Annotated in this window: 24 protein-coding genes; 11 read left to right on the plus strand and 13 right to left on the minus strand. The window is 59.5% G+C overall.

Going from position 1 to position 24,522, the window contains the following annotated elements:
* Positions 1 to 12: 12 nt before the first annotated feature.
* Positions 13 to 918: a LysR family transcriptional regulator gene (locus tag ACJ8HN_RS09660; protein WP_442523319.1), complete on the plus strand. Its 906-nt coding sequence runs from the start codon at positions 13 to 15 to the stop codon at positions 916 to 918.
* Positions 919 to 973: 55 nt separating this feature from the next.
* Here the strand turns inward: ACJ8HN_RS09660 and eco are convergent, their stop codons facing one another.
* Together eco and ACJ8HN_RS09670 are read right to left on the minus strand one after the other, a co-directional pair.
* On the minus strand, positions 974 to 1,486 hold the full coding sequence (eco, locus tag ACJ8HN_RS09665; RefSeq protein ID WP_033637803.1) for a serine protease inhibitor ecotin: 513 nt from the start codon (positions 1,484 to 1,486) through the stop codon (positions 974 to 976).
* Positions 1,487 to 1,628: 142 nt separating this feature from the next.
* A complete protein-coding gene (locus ACJ8HN_RS09670; protein WP_442523559.1) occupies positions 1,629 to 2,474 on the minus strand; it encodes a 5'-methylthioadenosine/S-adenosylhomocysteine nucleosidase in 846 nt (281 codons plus the stop codon).
* A gap of 147 nt (positions 2,475 to 2,621) precedes the next feature.
* On the opposite strand from ACJ8HN_RS09670, the gene ACJ8HN_RS09675 reads away from it, so the two are divergent.
* Both ACJ8HN_RS09675 and ybjG read left to right on the plus strand, forming a co-directional pair.
* On the plus strand, positions 2,622 to 3,356 hold the full coding sequence (locus tag ACJ8HN_RS09675; RefSeq protein WP_442523320.1) for a phosphatase PAP2 family protein: 735 nt from the start codon (positions 2,622 to 2,624) through the stop codon (positions 3,354 to 3,356).
* A 5-nt stretch (positions 3,357 to 3,361) separates the two neighbouring features.
* The gene (gene ybjG / locus ACJ8HN_RS09680) at positions 3,362 to 3,967 is read left to right on the plus strand and encodes an undecaprenyl-diphosphate phosphatase (RefSeq protein ID WP_033637800.1); all 606 of its coding nucleotides are present in this window, start codon (positions 3,362 to 3,364) and stop codon (positions 3,965 to 3,967) included.
* A gap of 37 nt (positions 3,968 to 4,004) precedes the next feature.
* On the opposite strand, the gene ACJ8HN_RS09685 is transcribed toward ybjG, so the two are convergent.
* Positions 4,005 to 4,841 carry a hypothetical protein gene (locus ACJ8HN_RS09685; protein WP_442523322.1) on the minus strand — a complete coding sequence of 279 codons (837 nt, stop codon included), beginning with the start codon at positions 4,839 to 4,841 and terminating at the stop codon, positions 4,005 to 4,007.
* A gap of 212 nt (positions 4,842 to 5,053) precedes the next feature.
* Between ACJ8HN_RS09685 and deoC the strand changes: the two genes are divergently transcribed.
* The 4 genes from deoC (at position 5,054) to ACJ8HN_RS09705 (ending at position 10,388) form a co-directional block, all read left to right on the plus strand.
* On the plus strand, positions 5,054 to 5,734 hold the full coding sequence (gene deoC / locus ACJ8HN_RS09690; protein WP_442523323.1) for a deoxyribose-phosphate aldolase: 681 nt from the start codon (positions 5,054 to 5,056) through the stop codon (positions 5,732 to 5,734).
* 152 nt (positions 5,735 to 5,886) lie between these two features.
* Positions 5,887 to 6,651, plus strand: coding sequence for a DNA-binding transcriptional repressor DeoR (gene deoR / locus ACJ8HN_RS09695; protein WP_033637797.1), 765 nt, complete (start codon positions 5,887 to 5,889; stop codon positions 6,649 to 6,651).
* Between the two features lie 978 nt (positions 6,652 to 7,629).
* A complete protein-coding gene (locus ACJ8HN_RS09700; protein ID WP_004938697.1) occupies positions 7,630 to 8,928 on the plus strand; it encodes an HAAAP family serine/threonine permease in 1,299 nt (432 codons plus the stop codon).
* A gap of 92 nt (positions 8,929 to 9,020) precedes the next feature.
* Positions 9,021 to 10,388 carry an L-serine ammonia-lyase gene (locus tag ACJ8HN_RS09705; protein WP_442523324.1) on the plus strand — a complete coding sequence of 456 codons (1,368 nt, stop codon included), beginning with the start codon at positions 9,021 to 9,023 and terminating at the stop codon, positions 10,386 to 10,388.
* Between the two features lie 54 nt (positions 10,389 to 10,442).
* On the opposite strand, the gene ACJ8HN_RS09710 is transcribed toward ACJ8HN_RS09705, so the two are convergent.
* From ACJ8HN_RS09710 to ACJ8HN_RS09750, 9 genes are all read right to left on the minus strand, one after another.
* Positions 10,443 to 11,108 carry a response regulator transcription factor gene (locus ACJ8HN_RS09710; protein WP_033654632.1) on the minus strand — a complete coding sequence of 222 codons (666 nt, stop codon included), beginning with the start codon at positions 11,106 to 11,108 and terminating at the stop codon, positions 10,443 to 10,445.
* Positions 11,105 to 12,493 carry an FKBP-type peptidyl-prolyl cis-trans isomerase N-terminal domain-containing protein gene (locus ACJ8HN_RS09715; RefSeq protein ID WP_442523325.1) on the minus strand — a complete coding sequence of 463 codons (1,389 nt, stop codon included), beginning with the start codon at positions 12,491 to 12,493 and terminating at the stop codon, positions 11,105 to 11,107. The genes ACJ8HN_RS09710 and ACJ8HN_RS09715 overlap by 4 nt, the downstream gene beginning before the upstream one ends.
* Positions 12,490 to 12,912: a hypothetical protein gene (locus ACJ8HN_RS09720; RefSeq protein ID WP_033637793.1), complete on the minus strand. Its 423-nt coding sequence runs from the start codon at positions 12,910 to 12,912 to the stop codon at positions 12,490 to 12,492. The genes ACJ8HN_RS09715 and ACJ8HN_RS09720 overlap by 4 nt, the downstream gene beginning before the upstream one ends.
* 24 nt (positions 12,913 to 12,936) lie before the next feature.
* Positions 12,937 to 13,491, minus strand: coding sequence for a fimbrial protein (locus ACJ8HN_RS09725; RefSeq protein WP_060443369.1), 555 nt, complete (start codon positions 13,489 to 13,491; stop codon positions 12,937 to 12,939).
* A 50-nt stretch (positions 13,492 to 13,541) separates the two neighbouring features.
* Positions 13,542 to 14,180, minus strand: coding sequence for a fimbrial protein (locus tag ACJ8HN_RS09730; RefSeq protein WP_442523560.1), 639 nt, complete (start codon positions 14,178 to 14,180; stop codon positions 13,542 to 13,544).
* Between the two features lie 71 nt (positions 14,181 to 14,251).
* Entirely contained in the window at positions 14,252 to 15,016 is a 765-nt protein-coding gene (locus ACJ8HN_RS09735; protein WP_048321394.1) for a fimbria/pilus periplasmic chaperone, read from the minus strand.
* 81 nt (positions 15,017 to 15,097) lie between these two features.
* Positions 15,098 to 17,632 (minus strand): outer membrane usher protein, encoded by a 2,535-nt coding sequence (locus tag ACJ8HN_RS09740; RefSeq protein WP_442523327.1) that lies wholly within the window; start codon positions 17,630 to 17,632, stop codon positions 15,098 to 15,100.
* Between the two features lie 46 nt (positions 17,633 to 17,678).
* Positions 17,679 to 18,215, minus strand: a complete 537-nt coding sequence (locus tag ACJ8HN_RS09745) for a fimbrial protein (protein WP_033654626.1) — start codon at positions 18,213 to 18,215, stop codon at positions 17,679 to 17,681.
* A gap of 78 nt (positions 18,216 to 18,293) precedes the next feature.
* Complete coding sequence (locus ACJ8HN_RS09750; protein ID WP_025302212.1) at positions 18,294 to 18,815, minus strand: fimbrial protein; 522 nt, start codon at positions 18,813 to 18,815, stop codon at positions 18,294 to 18,296.
* A 665-nt stretch (positions 18,816 to 19,480) separates the two neighbouring features.
* On the opposite strand from ACJ8HN_RS09750, the gene ACJ8HN_RS09755 reads away from it, so the two are divergent.
* From ACJ8HN_RS09755 to ACJ8HN_RS09765, 3 genes are all read left to right on the plus strand, one after another.
* Positions 19,481 to 19,810, plus strand: a complete 330-nt coding sequence (locus ACJ8HN_RS09755) for a hypothetical protein (protein ID WP_033646709.1) — start codon at positions 19,481 to 19,483, stop codon at positions 19,808 to 19,810.
* A 133-nt stretch (positions 19,811 to 19,943) separates the two neighbouring features.
* A complete protein-coding gene (locus ACJ8HN_RS09760) occupies positions 19,944 to 20,861 on the plus strand; it encodes a fimbrial protein (RefSeq protein WP_072022384.1) in 918 nt (305 codons plus the stop codon).
* Positions 20,862 to 20,880: 19 nt separating this feature from the next.
* Positions 20,881 to 21,372, plus strand: coding sequence for a fimbrial protein (locus tag ACJ8HN_RS09765; protein WP_346418639.1), 492 nt, complete (start codon positions 20,881 to 20,883; stop codon positions 21,370 to 21,372).
* Between the two features lie 98 nt (positions 21,373 to 21,470).
* On the opposite strand, the gene ACJ8HN_RS09770 is transcribed toward ACJ8HN_RS09765, so the two are convergent.
* Positions 21,471 to 22,676: a serine hydrolase gene (locus tag ACJ8HN_RS09770; RefSeq protein ID WP_033637786.1), complete on the minus strand. Its 1,206-nt coding sequence runs from the start codon at positions 22,674 to 22,676 to the stop codon at positions 21,471 to 21,473.
* Positions 22,677 to 23,142: 466 nt separating this feature from the next.
* Between ACJ8HN_RS09770 and ACJ8HN_RS09775 the strand changes: the two genes are divergently transcribed.
* Positions 23,143 to 24,510 (plus strand): pyridoxal-phosphate dependent enzyme, encoded by a 1,368-nt coding sequence (locus ACJ8HN_RS09775; RefSeq protein ID WP_049194585.1) that lies wholly within the window; start codon positions 23,143 to 23,145, stop codon positions 24,508 to 24,510.
* The last annotated feature ends 12 nt before the right edge of the window (positions 24,511 to 24,522 follow it).

A 24,522-nucleotide genomic window follows, 5' to 3' on the forward strand; every position in this document is an offset into this window, starting at 1 on the left:
AAAGGGGGCGCAGTGCGTCAACGAAGATTGCCTAACCTGGCGGTATTACGGGCTTTCGAAGCTACGGTGCGGTACGGCAGCGTGTCGAAAGCCGCCAAATCACTCAACGTCACCGACGGCGCCGTCAGCCGTGCGGTGCGCGAATTCGAGCAGACCCTGGGATTCGCGCTGTTTCAGCGCACCAGCCGCATGGTGCACCCGACGCCGCAGGCGCAAGAGCTGGCGAGCGAGATCGGCCGGGGGCTGGACAACCTGCAGTCGGCGATCGACCGCGCCTGTCGGCATCATCAGAATCGCCCGTTGGTGATCTCCTGCGAGCCGACCTTTCTGATCCGCTGGCTGATCCCGCGCCTGGCCGGTTTGCAGCAGGCGGTGGGGAAAGAGCGCGATCTGCAGCTGGTCTCCGCCGGCGGCGCCGTCGCCTTCTCGCGTGAAGGCATCGATCTGGCGATTCGCCGCAACGATTTCCCGATCGCCGACGACGTGGTCGCCCGCCCGTTCCTCAAAGAACGGGTCGGCCCGGTATGCCGCCGGGAGCATGCCGCGGCGGGGCGTGAACTGCGCGGCACCCTGCTCCACACCGAGACGCGACCGTTCGCCTGGCGCGACTGGTGCGTCCACAGCGGCTTCGAGATCCAGCCGGGCAACGAGCTGCGTTTCGAACATTTCTATCTCAGCCTGCAGGCGGCGGTCGCCGGCGCCGGTATCGGCATCGGCCCTTTGGCGCTGGTGGCGGATGACATCGTCAACGGCGCGCTGGTGGCGCCATATGGCTTTGCGCCTGACGGGACGGATTACGTGCTGATGACCCAGGCCGACGGCCAGGAGGATGCGATATTCTCAACGGTGTTGGATTGGCTGATCGCCATGGGGGAAGAAACCGAACGGGCGGTATTGGCGGGCGGAAAGAAAGCGTAACGGGGAAAAGTCTCCGCCTGCCGCGCAGGGCAAGCGGAGCGGCGTCAGGCGGCGATTACTTCTGCTCGGCCTGGCTTACGGTATCTTCGGCTTTCCAGATGCGGTATTTCACTTCCGCGTCTTTCGGCGCATACACCACGATCGGCAGGCGGCTGTTGTAGCGCTGCATCGCGGCGTCGCCCAGGTTAGCGGCGATGAATTGCTTGGTCTTGGTGTTGTCCGGGCAGCCCATCATGGTCGAGGCCGGTTCAGAGAGCTTCTCCAGCACCAGATAATCGTAGCCCCAGCCGGACAGGGTTTTGGTTTCCAGCGTGCCGCCGATCATGTGGCGGTTGCAGTCCACCTCCAGCGTCTTGCCGATCAGCAGCTCCACCTTGTAGTTCTCTTCGTGCTCTTGCTTCGGCAGGTAGATCACCTGGCGGTTCATGCCCTTCTCGGCTTTCGGGTAAGGCGCGACCTTTTCCAGCGGCTGTTTGCTGATATCCGCGTCATCGCCAGAGGTAGCCGCCATAGCGCCGGCGGAAACGGCCATCAGCAGGCCGGAAAATACAACGGATGCCTTGTTCATGTTTTATCCCTACACTTTTTGTCAAATAATCCGCCTATAAACTAATACACTACCGCCAAGCCCGCCATAGGTTTAATCTTCTTTACAATAGGCGATAAATAGTGACAATCGCCTGATATCGTCGATTAACCGAAGCAATGGCTCAGTGTTTCTTCAGGTTGGCGATATAGGCCTTCACCACCTGATAAACATAATCCTGGCATGCCAGCCCGGTTTGCGGATCGTATTTGCCCTGATTGGTGATGTTGTTGGACAACACGCGAATGCCGACGAACGGCACCTTGAATTCGGCGGCGATCTGCGCGGCGGAGGCGGTCTCCATCTCTTCGACCGAAGTTTGATAGCGGTCGTGGAAATAGCGAATGCGGTCCAGCTCGCTGTTCCACACGTCGGCCGAGCCGATCACCCCTTCCACGACCTTGCCCTGTCGGTAATCGCCCTTAACGCTTTGCGCAATCGCCAGCAGGTTGGGGTCGGCGGGAAACTGGCGCAGGCTGTGCGCCTTTTTGTCCTCGCCGGCGCTGCCTTTGGAAGCCAACAGATCCATCGGCTGCCACTGCCGCGAGTCGCTGCCTGCCCCCAACGCCTTGGCCGGCGTTTTGAACGCCCCGAGATTGACCGAATATTTGCCCAGCACGATGTCATACACCTTGAGCGCAGGATCATGGCCGCCGGCGGTGCCCTGGTTGATGATCGCCACCGGGCGGAACTGCGTGGCGGCGATCGCCGTGGCCGCCGCGGCGTTGGACATGCCCTTCAGCGTCTCCGACACCACCACCGGGTAGCCGTCTACGGTGCCGTGCCAAAAGCGCCAGCCGCCAATCTGCTCCTCGCGCGGGTTTTCCAACCGCTGGGCGAAACGTTCCGCCTCCACCGGCATGGCGCCCTGCACCACGATCGGCCCGGCCGCCGCAGGCTGGCCAAAGCTCAGCGGAGAAAAGGCCGCACCGGCAGCCGCCAACAGTAAGACACGCGCGTTATTCTGCATCACCACATTCTCATCCCGAAAAAAAGCAAACGATTACCTTAGCCGAAGGCGGTGGCCTCGGATAGGGTTTTCTTACCGGTGGACTAAGGTTTTCTTAAGACGGAATGATTACAGTGGCGTTATTCAATCCTGCCACCGAGCCTGCGCGTGAATCCAGAATCGTCATTAAATCAATCCTCAACGGCACCGCAAATTAAGACAACCGCCCTTTACTCCTTGCCGGCATCCTTTTACCGTTGGCAGGTTTTTGGCCTACTGATCAGCGGCCTGCTGTTCCTGTGGCTTTCCCGCAGCGAACAGCTGGACTGGGCGATCGGCAACTTTTGGTACGATCCCGCCAGCGGGCATTTCCCGTGGCAAAACAATTATTGGCTGGATCTGATCAACCACCGCCTGCTGAAGCAAATTGTGATCGTCGGGGCGGTACTGGCGCTGTTTTGGGGCATCTATCGCCGCAGCGCACGCCTGATCGTCAGCATGTTGCTTCTCGGCATCGGCCCGCTGGTGGTGGGCATTCTCAAGGCCACCAGCGCGCACTCCTGTCCGTGGGATCTGATCGAGTACGGCGGCAAGGCGATGTCCTTCCCGTTATTCGATGCGGTGCCGGCGCTGCCGGGCCCCGGCCGCTGTTTCCCCGGCGGGCACGCCTCGAGCGGTTTCGCGGTCATGGCGTTGTTTTTCCTGTTTTATCCGCAGCGCCCGCGCCTGGCCTGGTGGTGCTGGTGCGGCGGCATTGCGCTCGGCATGCTGATGGGCTTTGGTCAGATCATGCGCGGCGCACATTTTCTTACCCATAACCTGTGGGCGGGTTGGTGGGTTTGGTTAAGCCAGTTGGTTATTTATTGGATGGTTAGCGGCTATTGGTGCCGCAAGATGAGGTAACGGTTATGGAGCAGTTAAACCATGTTCTTTTCGCCTGGATCAATGCGACCCCGGCGTCTCCCGAGTGGATGATTGATTTCGCCACCTTTTTGGCGCGCGATCTGATCATTATCGTGCCGCTGCTGATCGTCGGCCTGTGGCTGTGGGGGCCGCAAAGCCAGCTGGTTTCGCAGCGCGAAGTGGTGGCGAAAACCACGATCGCGCTGCTGTTCGCCATGCTTGCCGCCTCCGCTATCGGCGCGTTGCTGCCGCATGAGCGCCCATTTGTCGCCGGCGTGGGGTATACCTTCCTGGCGCACGCGCCGGACAGCTCGTTCCCGAGCGATCACGGCACCGCCATCTTTACCTTTGCGCTGGCGTTCCTGTTCTGGCACCGGGTCTGGTCCGGTGCGCTGCTGATGATTGTCGCCGTCGGCATCGCCTGGTCACGCGTTTACCTCGGCGTACACTGGCCGCTGGATATGGTCGGCGGTTTCCTGCTCGGCCTGGTCGGCTGCCTGTTCGCCCAGCTGGTGTGGAATCTGTTCGGCGATGCCCTCGCCGACAAGCTGTCGCGCCTGTATCGTTTCCTGTTCGCCTTCGCCATTCGCCGCGGCTGGGTGAAAGAGTAACCGTACAACATGACCGGGGCATTACCGCCCCGTGATTTCACACCGCGCCGGTGGTCACGCAGAACGCACGCGTTTTTCCCGCTCCCAGCATCACCCCCGCCTCACCCTCTGGCGCATTCGGGCGGCAGTTCGCCGGCTGAACAAAGGCCAGCAGCCGCCGGTTGCCCTGAACGGCGATGCGCCGCAGGCCATAGTTGAACTGCCCGGTAGCGAAGCGCGTCACATAGCGCCGGCCTTGCGGCGTCAGCATAAAGAACTCGGCCTGATCCACATAGCGCGTCAGATCGTCGGAGCACAGCAGTTCTTGCCCGATCGCATCCCCTAACAAAGCCGGCGTCGGCAGATTCTGGCGGAATACCGCGTCGGGAATGCAATCATAGTTGAGGCGACACACATAGCGCAGCGGCTGCGGCCGCTCGGCCAGGTTAATGACCTTCATCTCTATGGCGAACTGCGCGCTCTCGGCTGCCAAACGCAGCGCCGGGCCGATGCGCCAACGCCCGCCCAACCGCTCGCCTTCGCCATGCAACGTCAGCTCATCGCCCGTCAGCTGCAGCCACACGCGCTGCATCTGCAGCGGCGCGCCGTCGTGGCTCGGCCAGGCGGGGCAGAACGCCGCGTCGTCTGCGCGCTTTCTCCCGAGACCGCGGGCGCTGCGGCGGCCCGATTTCAATGAATAACCGTCAAACTCGGCGTCCCAAATCGCCAGGCCCTCATACGGCAAGACCGTCAGCGCGCCGCGGCAGTTCGCCAGCGTCAGCATCGGCCCGCGTTCTGCGCAGCGATGCGCGCTCACCGCGAAATCCGCATTGCGGAACAGTTCCTGCCGATGCGCCCCGAAAGCTTCAGGATCCAGTTCGATGTTGATCTTCATCTTTTTTCCCTCGACGTTGCGCCCGCGCAGGCCGCGAGCCGTTAAATGTTATTTAAATAACAAAACTCCGCCTTTAAGTTATACGTATAACGGCCTGTTCGCGACGATCTCGTCGACACTTTTTAAACATCGCTAGGTTTATCGGCATCTGAATGTTATTATTTTCACATTACCCATCCGGCTTACTGTCTTAACTTCACTAAGGAATCGCGATGACCACCGAAAACATCGATTACGCCAGCTACGTTGACCACACCCTGCTGGCGATGGACGCCACCGAACTGCAGATCGCCAAACTGTGCGAAGAAGCGCAGCAGCACAACTTCTATGCGGTATGCGTCAACTCCGGCTACGTGCCGCTGGCGGCCCAGCTGCTGCAGGAAAGCACCGTGAAAGTCTGCTCGGTGATCGGCTTCCCGCTGGGCGCCGGCCTGACCGTCGCCAAAGCCTTTGAAGCCAAAGCGGCGATCGCCGCCGGCGCGCAAGAGATCGATATGGTGATCAACGTCGGCTGGCTGAAAAGCGGCCTGCGGGACGAAGTGAAAGCCGACATCGCCGCCGTGCGCGAGGTTTGCGCGGCGATCCCGTTGAAGGTAATATTGGAAACCTGCCTGCTCAGCGATGCGCAGATCGTCCAGGTTTGTGAAATGTGTCGCGAACTCGATGTCGCCTTCGTGAAAACCTCTACCGGCTTCAGCACCGGCGGCGCTCGGGAAGAGCACGTCAAACTGATGCGCGAGACCGTGGGCAGCGAAATGGGCGTGAAAGCTTCCGGCGCCGTGCGCGATCGTGCCACCGCCGAGAAGATGATCAACGCCGGCGCCACGCGTATCGGCACCAGCTCCGGCGTCGCCATCGTATCCGGCGCCCAGCCGGCGGCGGGCAGCTACTGATCGTCGGCATGCCCTGACGGGCATAGCCAATACACAACGATGCGGGACAATACGGGCGGCCAATGCGGCCCGATATTGCCCCGCATCGTTGTGTTTAACGCCGGAAACGCCGGCACGCCCTTTACCTCTACTACCTGTGGGAAGACGGATCTATGGAAACGCGGCGCGAAGAACGTATCAACCGGTTAGTTCAGGCGTTAAAACGCGCTGACAAGATCCACCTGAAAGAAGCCGCCGTGCTGCTGGGGGTCTCGGAGATGACCATTCGCCGCGATCTGAGCGCCGAACCGGCGGCGGTGGTGCTGCTCGGCGGCTACGTGGTGACCGATCCGCGCAGCAACGGCGTCACCAACTACTTCGTTTCCGATCAAAAAGCCAAGCAGGTGACGGAGAAACGGCGCATCGGCCTGCTGGCGGCGCCGTTGATCAATGAAAACGACACGGTGTTTTTCGACTGCGGCACCACCACCCCGGCGATCATCGACGCCATCGCCGACGAGCTGATCTTCACCGCCGTGTGTCATTCGCTGAACACCTTCCTGGCGCTGCAGGACAAACCGAACTGCAAAGTGGTCCTGTGCGGCGGTGAGTTCAAGCCGAACAACTACATCTTTTCCAGCGTCGGCGGCCGCAACGAGCTCGATCACATCTGCCCGAACATCGCCTTTATCTCCGCCGCCGGCCTCAGCCTGCAGCATGGCGCCACCTGCTTCAACTTCGACGAGCTGGAGATGAAGCATCGCGCCATGGCGATGGCGCAGCAAAAGATCCTGGTGGCGGATCACAGCAAGTTCGGCAAAACCAAACCGGCCTGCATCGGCCCGCTGACGCAGTTCGATCGGGTGATCAGCGACCGCCAACCGGACGCCGACTTCATGGCGTTCTTCAACGACAACGCCATCGCTACCCGCTATTAATTCGCCTTCTGCGCCGTCGAAACCGACGGCGCACCGCTGCAATCCCCTTCTTTTCCCACCCGAAATGAACAAATAATGCGCAATCGATTCGCGTTTTTCGCTTATCCGCACGCAACATCAGGTTAATAAAATGCAACAGGTCACCCGGGTGATTATTTTCTCGCAGGCTAAACCCGCTGCCGGCTGGGTAAATTAACGACTATTTATGGCTTTTATATGATAAATCGCGCCAAAGGCCGCGATGTTTAAATAAACGGCGGTTTAAGCGGTTGCAGCAAATATCGCCAATACCTGTTAGGCATCTGTTATTTATATGATGAATGGTTACGCATTTCTATCCGCTAACCACGTAAGTAATTTCCCTTCGTTATTAACGGCGATTTTCATTAAAAACCATTTAAAAACAAATCGATGAATGAAATTTTACTTAAAAATACAATGTGATCCACATCACTAAAACTGCTTAATCCGGGTTTTTCGCTAGATCCAAAACCACGCATAAAATATATTGCTCGGCTTGCTGCTGAGCACAGCGCTTTATCCGGCTAATTATTGTACAAACCGCATAATCGCAGAAATTATTATGAGAGCGTTCTCAGCACAAAATCTTACACAAATGTGCAACAAATGCGCGAAAAATCGATAAAAAAGCAGATAAATGCACATATTGCGCATTTGAGAGCAGGATCACGGTTGTTTCTACTGTAAATCGTTATCTTGCCGCCAACAAAAATCGACAGGCAAAGACCTGTCGGCAGCGGTAACGACTTTTATCGCCCGTGACGGTGAAAAGTCTTTAGTGAATTACCCGGCGCTGTGCCTTGGTAATGAACACAATAAACAACCAGGGGGACGCCAAAACATCCCCGCAAGCAACACCTGATTCTTACCGCAAGCGTTGCCTGAATAGGACGTTTGACGGTTTAACCTTAAGTTTTGCCTTTTAATTTTAAATTCGTGTTCACTTCGGAGATATTTATGGACACTACACAGACCGGCACAATTGCCTCTGCGGCCTCGGGCTCCAGCAGTACCTGGCGTAAAACGGATACCATGTGGATGTTGGGCCTGTACGGCACCGCCATCGGCGCAGGCGTCCTGTTCTTGCCAATCAACGCCGGCATCGGCGGTTTGATTCCTCTGATCATCATGGCCATCATCGCTTTTCCGATGACCTTCTTTGCCCACCGCGGCCTGTGCCGTTTCGTTCTGTCCGGCAAGAATCCCGGTGAAGACATCACCGCCGTGGTAGAAGAGCACTTCGGCATCACCGCCGGTAAACTGATCACCCTGCTGTACTTCTTCGCCATCTACCCGATTCTGCTGGTTTACAGCGTGGCGATCACCAACACCGTCGACAGCTTCATCACCCACCAGTTGGGTATGACGTCGCCACCGCGTGCCATCCTGTCGCTGATCCTGATCGTCGGCCTGATGACCATCGTGCGCTTCGGTGAGCAGGCCATCGTGAAAACCATGAGCATCCTGGTCTTCCCGTTTGTCGCGGTGCTGATGCTGCTGGCGGTGTATCTGATCCCTAACTGGACCGGCGCCATCTTCGAAAACGTGTCGCTGTCCGGCAGCGGTACCGGCATGGGCCACGGCCTGATCATGACCCTGTGGCTGGCGATCCCGGTAATGGTGTTCTCCTTCAACCACTCGCCGATCATCTCCGCCTTCGCCGTCGCCAAACGTGAAGAGTACGGCGCAGACGCCGAGAAGAAATGCTCCCGCATTCTGGCCTACGCACACATCATGATGGTGCTGACCGTGATGTTCTTCGTGTTCAGCTGCGTGCTGAGCCTGACGCCGGAAAACCTGGCGGAAGCCAAGGCGCAGAACATCTCGATTCTGTCTTACCTGGCTAACCACTTTAATAACCCGATGATCGAGTACATCGCGCCGGTTATCGCCTTCGTCGCCATCACCAAATCGTTCCTGGGCCACTACCTGGGCGCGCGTGAAGGCTTCAACGGCCTGGTTGCCAAGTCGATGAAGAGCCGCGGCAAAACCGTCAGCACCGCCAAGCTGAACCGCATGACCGCTATCTTCATGCTGGTGACCACCTGGATCGTCGCCACCCTGAACCCAAGCATCCTGGGCATGATCGAAACCCTGGGCGGCCCAATCATCGCCATGCTGCTGTTCCTGATGCCGATGTATGCCATCCGTAAAGTGCCTGCCATGCGCAAGTACAGCGGCCACATCAGCAACGTGTTCGTGGTTGTGATGGGTCTGATCGCCATCTCTGCTATCGTGTTCAGCCTGCTCGGCTAATCACGTCTGGCCGGCGCCGCTGCGCGCCGGCCCTCCCGCACTCCCCCATTTCCCGTATTCACCGCCTGAAACCTGAAGAAGGAGGCGAGACCATGGTCAGCGTTTTCGATATTTTCAAAATTGGCATCGGCCCATCCAGTTCCCACACCGTTGGCCCGATGAAAGCCGGCAAACAGTTCGTCGACGATCTGATCGCCCACCAGCAGTTGCAGGACACCACCCGCGTGGTGGTCGACGTGTACGGTTCGCTGTCGTTAACCGGTAAAGGCCACCACACCGATATCGCCATCATCATGGGCCTGGCCGGCAACCTGCCGCACGACGTGGACATCGACAGCATTCCCGGCTTTATCCGCGACGTCGAACAGCGCGGCCGCCTGCCGCTGGCCAACGGCCATCACGAGGTAGATTTCCCGCAGCACGGCGGCATGAATTTCCACAGCGACAACCTGCCGCTGCACGAAAACGGCATGCGCATCCGCGCCTTCGCCGGTGAGCGCCTGCTGCACAGCAAAACCTATTACTCGATCGGCGGCGGTTTCATCGTCGACGAAGAGCACTTCGGCCAGTCTGCCGAGGGCGCCACGCCGGTGCCCTACCCGTTCAAATCGGCGCACGATCTGCAGCAGCATTGCAAAGACACCGGGTTGTCGCTGTCCGGCCTGGTGATGCAGAACGAGCTGGCGCTGCGCAGCAAGGCCGATATCGACGCGCACTTCGCCGACGTCTGGCAGGTGATGAGCGCCGGTATCGAGCGCGGCATCAACACCGAAGGCTTGCTGCCAGGCCCGATGAAGGTGCCGCGCCGCGCCGCCGCGCTGCGCCGCATTCTGGTGACCGGAGACAAGAACAATATCGACCCGATGAACGTGGTCGATTGGATCAACATGTTCGCGCTGGCGGTCAACGAAGAGAACGCCGCCGGTGGCCGCGTGGTCACCGCGCCGACCAACGGCGCCTGCGGCATCATTCCTGCGGTGCTGGCTTACTACGACAAGTTCATCCGTCCGGTAAACGCCAACTCCTACACCCGTTACTTCCTGGCGTCCGGTGTGATTGGCGCGCTGTACAAGATGAACGCCTCGATCTCCGGCGCCGAAGTGGGCTGCCAGGGGGAAGTGGGCGTGGCCTGTTCGATGGCGGCGGCCGGGTTGACCGAGCTGCTGGGCGGCAGCCCGGCGCAGGTGTGCATCGCGGCGGAGATCGCCATGGAGCACCATTTGGGGCAGACCTGCGATCCGCTCGCCGGCCAGGTTCAGGTGCCCTGCATCGAGCGTAACGCCATTTCCGCCGTCAAGGCGGTCAACGCCGCGCGCATGGCGATGCGCCGCACCAGCGAACCGCGAGTTTGTCTGGATAAGGTGATCGAAACCATGTACGAAACCGGCAAAGACATGAACGCCAAATACCGCGAAACCTCACAGGGCGGGCTGGCGATCAAGGTCGTAGCCTGCAACTGACCGCCACGGCGAGGCACTTAAGGCGCCGGCCGCTCCGATTGGGCCGGCGCTGTCTCAGTGCTGCACCTTCCCTGCCGCAACGCCAGGCTGAATGCCGGCTCGCGCCCCCACGGCGCCGGGACGGGCGCTGTGCCGCAGCCAGCCGTAAAGTTCGGCATTACGCCGGAACCCCATCTTGCGCATAACGCTCATCTTGTGATTGCTGACGGTTTTCACGCTGATGTCCAGCATCCGTGCGATTTGCGTCACTCCCATCTCCCGCGTCATGCAGCGCATGATCTCCTGTTCGCGCAGCGTCAGGCCTCGGTGCTGGCATACGCAGTTCATGCCACAACTCGGCCTGCCCGGCCATTTGCTGCGCCGCTCCAACTCGGCGTTCACCTGATACAGCGCCGATACTAGCGGCGTATCGTGGTAGATGACGCCGGCCTCCAGCGCGCAGCGGGTGCCGGCGGTGCGTTTATGCCGCCCCTCCGGCGTTCGCAACGAGAAATACAGCGTTTGGCGCCCCGCAGCCTGCGCCTCAAAGAAGTGACAAAAACAGCTTTGCACGCCGGGAGGAAAATAGCAGAACACCAGATCGGCTTCGTGAACCTGCTGCGCATCCAGTAACAGCGTGCGCTTGCCGTAAGTGCTGAAGTGCAGCGCCAGGGCCTCCTGCCAACCGGCGCTGAAGTAACGGTTTTCATCAAATAGCGCGATTTTTATCATGGTGTTCATCCCTGCCCTCCCGCCGTGTCGGCTTCCCGTTTAACCGCCTTGGCACCCTTTGCCGGTGCCTGGCTGTTGTCGATGCGTAATTCATAAACCATGGTGGCGTTGGGCGGCACCTTCGGCGGATAGCCGGTTTCGCCGTAGGCCAGCGCCGGCGGCACGACCATCGTCAGCGAACCGTGGTTATGCAGATGGCTTATCGCCTCCCGAAACAGCGGCGGATATTCGGACAGCGGTTGCGACAGCACCTTGCCGCTCAGTTCCATATCCTGGATCACCGTGCCGTCGGTCAGTTTCTCCTTCACCACCACATCGACCACCGCCGTTGGCGCCAACGCCCCCTCCCCGGCGTAATCCACCCGATACCAGAAGCCCATCGCCGACGGCTTAACGCCCTTTTGTTGACGGAACTGCGCCAGGTAATCTTCGTCACGCCGCCGCTGTTCGTTAACGCGTTTCTCACGCGCGGCCACGGCGGCGGCATCCGCCTGCGCCGTCAGCGCATTCAGTTCATCCGGCGGCAGCTGCAAACGCCCCGACACGCTATCGATGACGCCCGCCAACAGGCTGTCGCGATCCACCGGTACGCCCCAGCTTTGACGCTCCGCCACTACCCCCTGAATGTCGCGCCCCAGCGCACTGCCCGCCGCGTAGGACAAACGCTTGCGTTCATCCTTCAACTGCTCCGGCGTCACCTCCCATTGCAGCCGCTGATGCAGCGCCAACAGCGCCTCGCGCGCCTGCTGGGTCGCCTTCTGCTCAGCGGCTCGCTTCTGCTCACTCGCTTCCAACGCGGCGCGCAGAGCGTGTAGCGCCTCCTGGTGCTCGCGCTGGCGTTGTGCAAGCGTCTGTGCCGAGGCCTGTGCGGCGGACTCCAGCTCGCTGGCGCGCCGTTCGGCCTGCATCGCCGCCGCTTTGGTTTTGGCGGTTTCCTGCGTCGCCTGACGCAGCAGCGCCTCGGCGCGCTGGGCATCGGGCGAACCGCGCCAGGCGGCGCCCAGCCCGGCGATCCACTGCTGCAGCGTTGACGAATCAGGCAACGTCGCGACGGGTGGCGCCGCTTTCTCCGCCCGCAGCGCGGCAAGTTCCTGGCGCAACATCGTCAGTTCCATTCGCTGGCGCGCCAGCTGTTGGTCACGCGCCAATAATGCCTGGCTCAGCGTAAAAGCTTTGGCCGGTGAAGCCGGCTGGTGGGTGTCCGACGGGCGCTTCGCCGGCTCACGCTTTTTTTGCCCCGACGCACGGTCGGCGGGCGCCGCGTTTTCGCTCTTCGGCCCGGTGCTCTGCCGTTGATACTGCTCGGCAAACTGCAGCAGCGCCGGCACGCCGTCGTCCGCCTGCGCGACGCCGGTGAACAACAGAGCGACACAGCCGAGCAGACGCAGCCTCATTTAATCTGCTCTCCGCGATCCGCCAGCCCGGTCAACACCGCCTGATTCACCCCGGCGCACAGATAGTTGACCTTGTAGCGATACAGCGCATCCACCGTCTCCTGCGTGTCGCCGTTTACCCGCGCGCGCAGATTGGCGTACTGCGAAGCGCCGCTCATCAGGCTGTCGAAGGCCTGTTTATAGCGCTGATACTGCTTCTCGTTGATGGTGCGCAATGCGCCCAGTTGCTGCTGGCACTGCTGCAGTTGCTCGGCCTCACGCTGCTTGCGCAAAGCCTCTTCTGACGGCGCTTGCACAGCCTGATTTTGGGTGTTCACGGCGGGTTTGCCCGATTTTTGGTTTTGACAGGCGGCGGCGCTCAACGCCAACAGGCACAGCAGGCCCATGCGCAGGGTGCGATTGAGGGGCTTTATCATCATTGCGTTTTTTGTCCTTGTAGACGCTTATTCGTATTCCAGCGTAAAAGTGGCCACCGCGCTGAAGGTGCCGCGGCCGATGGTCTTCGTTTGGATAGCCTCCGGCTCCCCCTGCACATAGGCCTGCAGCGTGAGCGTGGTGTTGCCGGCATTCAGGCGGAATTTATCGCTGGCGCGATTGAGCGGCAGCGCCTTGCCGCTGCTGTCCTCCAGCCCGATGCCGATCCCCGAAGCCATGCTGCCGGCATCCAGCGCCAGCAGGCCGGGCAGTTTGGCGTTCTCGGTGCCGGTAAACGTAATGGCCACCGTATTGCCCAGGCTGAGATCGCACTCGGTCAGGTGCAACGCGAAGGTTTGGCTATGGGTGCGGGTGTTCAGATACAGGTATTTGTCGACGATGGTGCCGAAATCCAGTTGGATATCCTCATCTCCCGGCTGAATGACGCACGGCTCGGCCACCAGCGTCCCATGAAAGCGCATGTTTTCCGCCGCGTCCGCCGGCTGCGCCATCATGCCGGCCACCATGACCATGCCTGCCCCCAACAGCGCGCTCCGGCGCCGGTTCGTCTCTGTCGTGCGCATGACGCCACTCCCTTTGGTTAGGCTTGCGCCGGCTCGGCGCAAGCGGCGTATTAGTCGTAATAAAGGCGGAAATCGATCGCCGCACGGTAGGCGCCGACGCTCAGCGTCGCCGGGGTGCGCACCGGCGTCACCGTATACGTCAGGGTGTTTTGCCCCGGCGTCAGCAAGATCGGTTTGTTACGCGCGCCGAGGCGCACCGGCAGGCCGCTGGCATCCGCCAACTGCAGCCCCAAGCCGGTAACGCCGGCGACCCTGACCAAACCCGGCGCGTCGTCATCCGCCGGCGCGGCAAACGCCACGGACACCGCAGGCTGGCTGCCGCTCCAGGCCAGCACCCCGGTCCAGGCGTCGCGGTTGCTCGCCGGCGCCCGCAGGCAGTCTTTCAGCGTCAGCTCGAACGCCACCGGCGTGCCGCGATCGCCCGGGCGCTGGAAGTGCGCCGTTCCCGTCTCCCCCAGCCACACTTCCTGACGCGCAGTGGTCATTTCCAGACTGCAGGCGCTTTCCGTCAACGCGCCGTAGACGTGGAGCGTGCCGTTCGCGCCCTCCACCTCCCAGTTGTCCACCGCGCGGGCCGGTGGCATCAGCACCAGCATCGTGCCCGCCGTCAGCGGCACCATCAGCGCGGCCAACACCGTCAGGCCGATAGTGCGTCGCTGATGACGTTCATAGGCTTTTCCCAACAGCATGGGGATCTTTCGTTGCATGATTCGTTCACTCCGCTGTGTTCACTCTGTCTTCCCCGCTGGCGTGCGGATCGTCATTTGGCGACCGGCACGACCTGGCAGGCATTGCCGGCGCAGCGGAAGTTCAACTGCGGCCGCCCACCGTAATCGTTGATGTACGCCAGCGACGGCCCGTTGCCGAGGCTCGCGGCGGAGACGTTCAGCGGGGCGCTGGCCTTCGGCGCCACCATCAACGGTTCAAAGCCCGCCGCCCCTTTCCCGCCCTTGCCGGCGCTCGCCTCAACGATCGTCACGTAATACGGGGTCGGGTTGTTCACCACGTACTTGTCGCCCTGCCGGGTCAGCGTCAGCTGCTCCTGCCACGGTGCGGCATTCTTTTTCGGAGCGAGCGCCGCCGGGCGATAAAACATTTTGATGCGCGTCTGCAGCGCTATCTGCAGCGTGTTCGGCTTATTGCTGCGCGGCGGGATCTCGCGCAGGTTGAAGTAATACAGCGTCTCCCTGTCCTGCGGCAGCTGACGCGCCGCCGGCAGCGACTGGATCTTCACCTGGCTCGGTTTGCCCGGTTCCACCCGCTGCACCGGCGGCAGCACGGTGAAAGGGCTTTGGATCTTGTTGCCGCGATCGTCTTCGATCCATCCCTGCGCCAGATACGGCAACTGTTTGTTCTGGTTACTGATGTTGAGACTGACCGTTTTCAGGTCGCCGTCGAAAATCACGCGCGTGCGATCCAGCGCGATGGCCGCATGAGCGGGCAGGCTGACCGCGCCGATCGTCAACGCGGCGGCGAGCGGGCCCACAAGGAAAACGGTCTTTCTGGTCATAGTCAGATTCATCATGTCTTCACGGTTCCAGTCGGCCGGAAGCGGACGAGCCCGCCCCGGCGGTTTAGCGGCGGAGCGCACTCCGCCGGGTGTATGTCAGTTGGCGTCGGCCGCCTGCTTGTCGCCGGCAAGAGGACGGCAAGGCAGCAGCAACGTGTTCATCAACATTTCGGCCGGCAGCGGCGCCGGCAGCTGGATTTCACACTGCGCCGCGCCGTTCCAGTGCACGCTCATGCGCTCGCCGGGATTGAGGCCGGACAGGTAAACGCTGCCGCCGTCATTGATGATGCCGGTCTCCTGTTTGCGGGCATTCAGCACCGTGGCGCCGAACGGCGGCTCGCTGCCGTCCGCCAGCTTGACGATCGCCATCGCCTTCTCGCCGGCAATCACCTCAAACTTGCGGTAGCCGATGGCCCCCTCGGTCAACGTGGCCTGCACCACCGAACGCGTCGCCTCGACGTTGTCGCTCAGGCTGTTGAGATCGATACTGGCCTTGTTGCGGTAGTAACTGTTTACATCCGCCACCACCGCCTTGCCGTAACGGTTGGTCAGCACCGTACTGCCGTAGCCACGCACCGGCACACCGGCGACGCCTTCGGTATCGAGCAGCAAACGCGTGCCGCCCGGCGTATTGACGCGGTGCAGCACCGCCCCTTCCGTCGCCATTGTCAGGCCACCCTGCGCGCCAATGCCGACGGCGCTGTAGCGGCCGGCCTGGTAGCTGGCGTTGGCGTTGATCTGCGCCATATCGCCCTGATGGCTGTAATAACCGCTGGCCGTCGCTCCGCTGCGTGCGGCGCCGGCGCTGATCTGATAGTTGTTGTGTTCATCGACCCGGTTGTAGTACCCGACCCGGTGGGCGTTCTCTTCGCGATCGAGCGTCATGTTGTAACTGAGCGTGCCCGCGCTGCCCCAGGGCAGCGACAGCGACAGATACATCCCGTCGTCGTTGCGCTCGTTGTAACGGTTGCGATAGGCCGACAGCGACACGCTGACGTTCTTGAAATCGCCGATGTCGAAGTAGCGCGACACCATCAGGTTGTAACGATCGTTCGGTGCCCGATCCCAGTAGGTTTGGTGGCTGTAGTTGAGATAGGTGCTCAGCCCCAGATCGCGGAACTGTTTGTTGAAGGTGATGGTGTACATCTCCTTGCTCTTGCCGCTGCGCCCCCCTTCGTAACGCGCATCCAGGTAGTCCCCCATGCTCATGAAGTCTTCCTGAGAGAAGCGGTAACCGGCGAAGGTGATCTGGCTGTCGTATTCATCGAAGTTCTTCGAATAGCTCAGCCGGTACGAACCGCCGGTCAACGTGCCATCCTGCGGCAGACGCGCACGCGACTGCGTGGCATCGAACGACAGCGCCCCCAGCGCCATCAGATCGCGCCCGATCCCCAGCGACAGCGCGTTGTAATCGCCGCCGGCGATGCCCCCGCCGTACAGCGACCAGCCGTTGCTGATCCCCCAGGAGAACTCGCCGGTGCCGAACATCGGCCCGCGCAGATGGTGCCCCCACTCCGACGGCTTGCCCGTCGCCAGCTTGTAACGCACCGTACCCGGCCGCGTCAGATAAGGGATGTTGGCGGTGTTCATCTTGAACTCCTGCACGCTGCCGTCCTGCTCTTCGACGCGCACGTCCAGCTCGCCGGAAACCGCATCGTTGATGTCCTGAATGCGGAACGGCCCCGCCGCCACCTGCGTTTCATACAGCACGCGCCCCTGCTGGCTGACCACCACCTTGGCGTTGGTTTTCGCCACGCCGGTCACTTCCGGCGCATAGCCGCGCAGGTTGGGCGGCAACATGCTGTCGTCGGATCGCAGACTGACACCGGTAAAGCGCAGGCTGTCGAAAATGTCGGAGTTCAGGTAATCCTCACCCATCGTCAGCCGCGAACGCAGCGCCGGGATCGCCCGGTAGGCGTAATAGCGGCTCCAGTCGAACTGTTTGTCGGTCGGCTGAGAAGAACCGGTCTGATGGTTGAGGTTGGCCTGCCAGTCGGCGCGCAGACGCCAGGCGCCCAGGTTGGCGCCGCCGGTGCCGTTGCCGCTCAGGCTGTAACTGCTGCCGCCCTTCTGATGTTTTTGCGTTTGGGCGTTGACGTTATAGTCAAACAGCAGCCCAGGAATACCGTCATCCCAGCGCGAAGGCGGGTCCCAGTTTTCCGAGCTGTATTCCAGATAGGCCTGAGGAATGTTGAGATACAGCGAAGAGCTGGCAAGATCGCCGCGGGCTTCCATCCCCGCCAGGCTGGAGGCGTCAAGGCAACGGCCGCCGTGCGTCCAGTTCAGCGTGCTTAACAGTTTTTCTTTCAGCCCCAGTTGGTTGACCAACTCCGGCGAAAGACAGGCTTCGCTGCCTTTAGGATCGTTCTCGGGCGCCATAAACGTCACCGGTTGTTCCGGCAGATCGTTCTTATTGACGTGCACCACCATGGTATAAACGCCCGGCATGATGTAGCCGCTGCGCGTGAATTGGCTCAGATCGATATTTTTGCGATCGTTGATGTCCAATACGTCGGTATTGAATTGAATCACGTCGGTGGCATAGACCAACGCGATTGGATTTCCCAGAGAAAGGGCAACGCAAAGCCCCAAGGCCTGAAGACGAAATAACTTCCCTGCCGGTGAAAGCATAATAAAGTCCTTTCAATAACGAATTAACCGTCAGTACGAGAAAAAATCAAAAATAATCCAGCTTAAAACGCACTGTGGAAAAATACGCTCCCACCTTCAACGGCTGGTGATTCGGCATCAACGTCATGGAATAATTCAGCACTCGGTTCCCCGGTATTATTCCCTCCATCGGCAAAGGTTTCCCTGGAATAACCGCCGTGCCGCTGCTGTCTTTTATCTCCAATGCAACGCCGCGCGCATCGCCCTGTACGCCAAACAGAGCGCCTTCCGCATAACCATCAAACGTGACCTGAAAGAATTTCCAGTCAGGCTTGTTTTCCGGCCGTTCCAAAATGCAATTGACCAATTCGATACTGAAAGGTTTGGTCATCCCCTGGCCGTCACGAATGATCTGCCCGAGAGGAATAGTGTCCATATCGATCGTCTGATCGCGGCTGCCGGCGGCAATGGCGCAGGCGGTGTCGATAATGGCGCCGTGCATGTTGACTTTGCCCCACCCCTGCGCGGCGGAAGTTGCATGGCCGGGCGCAAACGCCAACGACGCCAAAAGAACGGCACCCGCTCGATTCCTTGGTAAAAACATCGCGACATTCCTTTGACAGGGAGATTCACCAGGCATGCGGCGAACCCCATGCCTGGTTGATTAAGCCTTCGGGCTCACTTACTGATAAGCCAGGGTGAAATCGGCTACGGCAGTGAAATCGCCCGGAACGATGGCGGCGGAAGCGCCTTCGCCCTGCAGGTAGGCGGCGAAATGCAGGGTGTTGTTGCCGGTATTCAGGGTCTGCGCGGTAGTCGCTTCACCCAGTTTGATCGGCTGGCCATTGTAAGAGATGGCTACGCCGGCGCCGCTGGCGGTGCCCGCGATACCCAACAGATCCTTGTCGGTGGACGATGCGACGCCGCTGAAGGTGGTTTTAACGGTTTTCAGCGTGGTGATGTCGCACTGCTCCAGTTTGATTTCAAACGGACGCGGGTTGGATTTGCCGCCGTTTTTCAACGCCACGTTGGAAACCTGGCCCAGATCTACGGTCTGATCGATCGACTCGGGCGCAATAGAGCATGGCGCATCAATAATAGAGCCCGTGAAGGTGACCTTACCGTGTCCCTGATCGGCTGCCTGTGCAAAAGAACTTGCGCCAAATGCAATCACTGCAGCCATCATGATTTTGTTAAGTTTCATAGAACCTATATTCCTTATAAGAAAAAATGCATATTCCAATCAAGAAAAAGAGCAACAGGAAACCTGCTCGCGCTTATATGTGCGCAGCCCTGATTCTTTAGCATCTTGCTGGTTGGTTAACTGCCAAAACCCAAAGGCATCGACAATAAATACGTCGATAACGGCAAGTCTGCAGCGGCCCACCCATTAATGAATTCGTCATATAAAAATAAACGAAATCACAACAAGCAGAGGCCAATACTTTCTAATCCGTCCTTCTTGTCCGGCGATGAATATTCTGGCAAATGCCTCTCAGCAAAAAAAGGCTTTTTTTGATCAAGGCGAACATTCGCAATTTATTTCCTAATTGAAGTTAATTTACTGTTATTTTTAGCCTCATAGATCGTAAAAGATGCTTTTATAGAGCAATATCCTGTTTTTCTTTGATTCCCACGTAATCAGATCGCAAAGTGGCGCTTTGTGAATATAATAAACCAAAATTTTAGGTTTCAGCGTGACGCCACCCCTGCCTAAGCACAGGTAAAAACGGGGCGGGCAACGCCTTTTTTTTCAATCCTGATAAATAGATAGGAATTTTCTTTGTTCGCGTTTTACCTCGTTGTTGGTAGGCAGCGAAAGTTTGTTTTTTCTTAGGAATACGGCAATCGGAATACAGAGGAAGTGCTATGGAAGCGTTATCTCCGAAACAAAAGGAAATACGGCAATTGCAGCACGATCTGCTGCAAACATTATTCGCGCAGTCGCCCCGTAAGTGCCCTATCGGCGGGTTGCCGCCACAGCAGCAATGGCTATCGACGCGGCAACTGGCCAATGCCGTCAACGTCGGTGTTTACCGGGCGCGGCGGCTATTGTTGGATCTTGTCTCCCGGAAAAAAGTGATTGTGACGGACGGCTCTATCAACAACTCATTGAGGTGGTATCCCACCGCGTTGCTGAACGGTGATAACGACGGCATCTCCAACAGCGATGCCCCTCACTCCCCTTTAACGGAATAAATATGGCCAGCCGGCCTGATTGGCAATATTTCATTGCGGAGTAACGCCGCACACTATTTATATATATTGGGATATTATCGTGAGAAAAACAGCCCTGCTATTTTTACGTTGCTGCCTGGCATTATCTTTCTTCATGCTGTTTGGCAACGCCAACGCGTTTACCTGCCGCACGTCCGATGGCGGACTGATTCCACCCGGGGGCTCGACCACGCCGGTTGACGTCCGGGTACGCATCGGGCCACAGCTTTCTTATGGCAAAAACGAAATCGTCAACGTCAGCCAGGTCACCTGTAAAAACGACGTCGCGAGCTGGTATGACTATCTCAAAACCGACAGCCCGGCGCTGTCGATGAACAGTGCGATTTTTGGCGCCATCGGCAGCGGCACCACCATCAACGGCAGCGATTACAACTCCCCGGTGCCATCAGGCATCAGCGTACTCAGCCTTACCGGCCTGCAAACCCAGTCGGTCGCCATCCGGGTTTATATCGTGTTGAACCGTTTCCCAACGCCGGACATCAAGGTGAACAAGGGCGACGTCATCGGCCAAATCAACTTTATTCAGACCAACGATCAGCCGGGTTGCCCACAGTGCGGCGTTTATCGCTGGCGCCTGATCGCCGACAACGACGCTTACTTCGTCACCACCAGCTGCACCATCAACAACGGCCAGCAGATTAACGTCGACTTCGGCCAGATCCGTCAGGACTTTCTGACCCAGAGCGCCAATGATGCCCAGATAAAACAGGACAAAGCGCTCAGCTACCAATGCGACGACCAGAGCGCGACGCAGGATATTCTGATCCGCATGGTCAGCGATGCCAGCGGCTTCTCCAGCGATTTTATCAAGACCACCAATCCTAACGTCGGCGTGGCGATGATGTACAACGGCGCGGTGGTGAAGCCGAACAATGCCTTCAGAACGCGCATCGTCAACGGCCAGGGCAACGATACCGTGACCTTTGTACCGGTAAAGAACAATGTCCCTTACACCAGCATCGCCACCGGCCCGCTGTCGGGTTCGGCCACGCTGATCTTCAGCGCACCTTGAGACGGGAGCCAGAATGAACATGACGAGTAAAACGTGCTGCGCTTTGCTGTGGGCGCTGAGCCTGATTAGCGCCGCGGCTCAGGCCGCCGACCAGGGTACCAAGGTCAACATCACCGCCACCGTGGTGGCGCCTCCGCCTTGCGTGATCAACGACGGGCGCACCATCGATATCGACTTCGGCAAGGTCGGCATCAAGCGCATCGACGGCAATCGCTATATGCAACGCATCGATTACAGCATCAAATGCGAGTTTCTGGATAACAGCCGCCAGCTGAAAATGAAGATCATGGGCAGCGCGGCGGCCTTCGACGGCAGCGTGTTAACCAGCAGCGTCAATGGATTGGGCATCAAACTGTTGGCCAACGGTAAGGCCTTCGCCATCAATACGCCGCTGAACATCGACTACGCCAATCCGCCGACGCTTGATGCGGTGCCGGTGAAAAACAGCGCCGTCACCCTGGCGGAAGGCGATTTCACCAGCGGCGCCACCATGCTGGTGGACTACTTTTAATCACCGCCCCAAAAAATCGCGAAAAAAAAGCCGCAACCTCGCAGTTGCGGCCAGGTCGAGGATCGTGCGCCCGGGGCGCGCTCCTCACATCAGGGTATTCAGCCGAAGATCCCGCCGAACCACTGGCTCAGCTTCATCATCACCATATCCCAGATGCGGCTGAAGAAGTTGCCCTCTTTCACCTCTTGCATCACCACCAGCGGGTGTTGCTCGATGGTCTTGCCGTCCAGCTGGAAATCGATGGTGCCGACCACCTGGTTTTTCGCCAGCGGCGCTTCCAGCGTCGGCTGGGTCAGCTTGTAGCTGGCCTTCAGGTTTTTCATCTGCCCTTTCGGAATGGTGACCGAGGCGTCTTTCGCCACGCCGAGCGGCACTTCGCTGACGTCGCCGAACCACACTTTCTGGGTGACGAACGGCTTATCGGCCTTGATCGGCGTCGCGGTTTCATAGAAGCGGAAGCCCCAGGTCAGCAGCTTTTCGCTTTCGCTAAAGCGCACGCGATCGCTCGGCGCGCCCAGCACCACCGAGATCAGACGCATCGGGCCGTCGGTGGCCGACGCCACCAGGTTGTGGCCGGCGCCGCTGGTGTAACCGGTCTTGATGCCGTCGACGTTCAGGTTGCTGCTCCACAGCAGGCGGTTGCGGTTAACCTGGCGGATCTTGTTAAAGGTGAACTCTTTCTCTTTATGCAGCGCGTATTCGTCCGGCACGTCGCGGATCAGCGCCTGGCTCAGCAGCGCCATGTCGCGCGCGGTGCTGTACTGCCCTTCCGCATCCAGGCCGTGCACCGTCAGGAAGTGGGTGTTCTGCAGCCCCAAAGATTTGGCGTAATTGTTCATCAGGCCGACGAACGAATCCTGGCTGCCCGCCACGTAATCCGCCAGCGCGATGCTGGCGTCGTTGCCCGACTGGATCACGATGCCTTTATTCAGCTCCAGCACCGGCACCTGATCGCCCGGCTTGATGAACATCAGCGAAGAACCGCGCAGCGCCGGGTTGCCGGGCGCCCAGGCGTCTTTGCCGACGGTGACCATGTCTTCCGGCTTGATCTTGCCGGCCTTGATCGCCTGGCCTATCACGTAGCTGGACATGATCTTGGTCAGGCTGGCGGGATCGAGGCGGGTGTCGGCATTGCCTTCGGTCAACACCTTGCCGCTGTTGTAATCCATCAGAATGAAGGCCTTGGCGTCTACCTGCGGCGGCGCCGGCGGCTCGGCCGCATGCACGGCCGGGGCGGCCAGCAACAGGATGCCTACGCTGAAGGTCAGTTTTTTCAGGGAAGTGGATAAGTTTTTTTTCATCATGACGTCGCCAGAGTGTCCATTCAAATCATTGAAATAGCGTTAACTTTCAAACATGTTCACGTTTTAAGCCAACCAGCGAGAGTGGCCCGGTGCGCGCGTGCCGGCCGCAACCCCCTGCGGCGCCCGTAGCGGGTAACGCAGCGCACCGTAAATGCCCTTGCTGTGAGTTTATGTGATTTATCTTATTTTTGCAGGGTTTAGCGTGAATTTTCAGCATTTTTACATAACTGTACGCAGCCCCCCGCTTATCGTTCAAAAAAGCATCGCGACGCGCATTTTTGCACCCACCCACGGCTACACGGCCAAGCATCTGCACTGCTAAACATCTGCGCATCCATACGTCTAAAAAAGATTAATATATTCCATAATGGCATATATAACCGTTATTTGTTCTTTTTAAAGCGCTTATTCTCAGCGCTATCATCCACATAACGACTTTTATACCGAATAATCCTGGAGATGAGTCATGGCGATCCCCCATTCCGTCATCGAGATGATTGGCAATACCCCGATGCTGGAACTGACCCGGTTCGATACCGGCCCGTGCCGGCTGTTCGTCAAGCTGGAGAATCAAAACCCCGGCGGTTCGATCAAAGACCGCGTGGCGCTGTCGATGATCGAACAGGCCGAGCGCGACGGCAAGCTGCAGCCGGGCGGCACCATCATCGAAGCCACCGCCGGCAATACCGGCCTGGGGCTGGCGCTGGTGGCGGCGCTGAAAGGCTATAAGCTGCTGCTGGTGGTGCCGGACAAGATGAGCCGCGAGAAGATCTTCCACCTGCGCGCGCTGGGCGTGGAAGTGCTGCTGACCCGCTCGGACGTCGGCAAGGGGCATCCGGCTTACTATCAGGATTACGCCAAACGCCTGGCCGGGGAGATCCCCGGCGCCTTTTATATCGATCAGTTCAACAACCCGGCCAATCCGGCGGCCCATACCACCACTACCGCGCCCGAACTGTGGCGACAGATGGAGCATGACGTGGACGCTATCGTGGTTGGCGTCGGCTCCGGCGGCACGCTGGGCGGGTTGAGCCGCTATTTCGCCGAGGTTTCGCCGCAGACGGAATTCGTGCTGGCCGACCCTGCCGGCTCTATCTTGGCGGACTACCTCGACAGCGGTCACATCGGCGAAGCGGGCAGTTGGCTGGTGGAAGGCATCGGCGAAGACTTCGTCCCGCCGCTCAGCGACTTTGACCAGGTCCGCAACGCTTACCGCATCGGCGACGCCGAAGCCTTCGCCACCGCGCGCGATCTGCTGCGCAAGGAAGGCGTGCTGGCGGGATCGTCCACCGGCACCCTGCTGGCCGCCGCGCTGCGTTACTGCCGCGCACAGACCGAACCCAAGCGGGTGGTGACCTTCGTCTGCGACAGCGGCAACAAATACCTGTCTAAAATGTATAACGACCACTGGATGCTGGAACAGGGCCTGCTGAGCAAGCCGCAGCACGGCGATCTGCGCGATCTGATCGCCTACCGCCACGACGAAGGCGCCGCCGTCTCCGCCGCGCCGGACGACACGCTGGCGATCGTGCACGCCCGCATGCGGCTGTACGACATCTCGCAGCTGCCGGTGCTGGAAGGCGATCGGGTGGTCGGCCTGATCGATGAGTGGGATCTGCTGAACGCCGTCCAGGCCGACGCCGCCCACTTCAGCCTGCCGGCCGGCAGCGCGATGACCAAGCAAGTCCATACGCTGCAAAAGGAAGCCGGCTACGACGAATTGCAGGCCACCTTCAACCATGGCCACGTCGCGGTGGTGCTCGACGGCGAGCGCTTCCTCGGCCTGATTACCCGCACAGACGTGCTTAACGCCTGGCGCCAAAAATTACGTTAATAAGGACCCTTT

The organism is Serratia sp. CY29653, assembly GCF_052169255.1.
Taxonomy (GTDB): Bacteria; Pseudomonadota; Gammaproteobacteria; order Enterobacterales; family Enterobacteriaceae; genus Serratia; species Serratia sarumanii.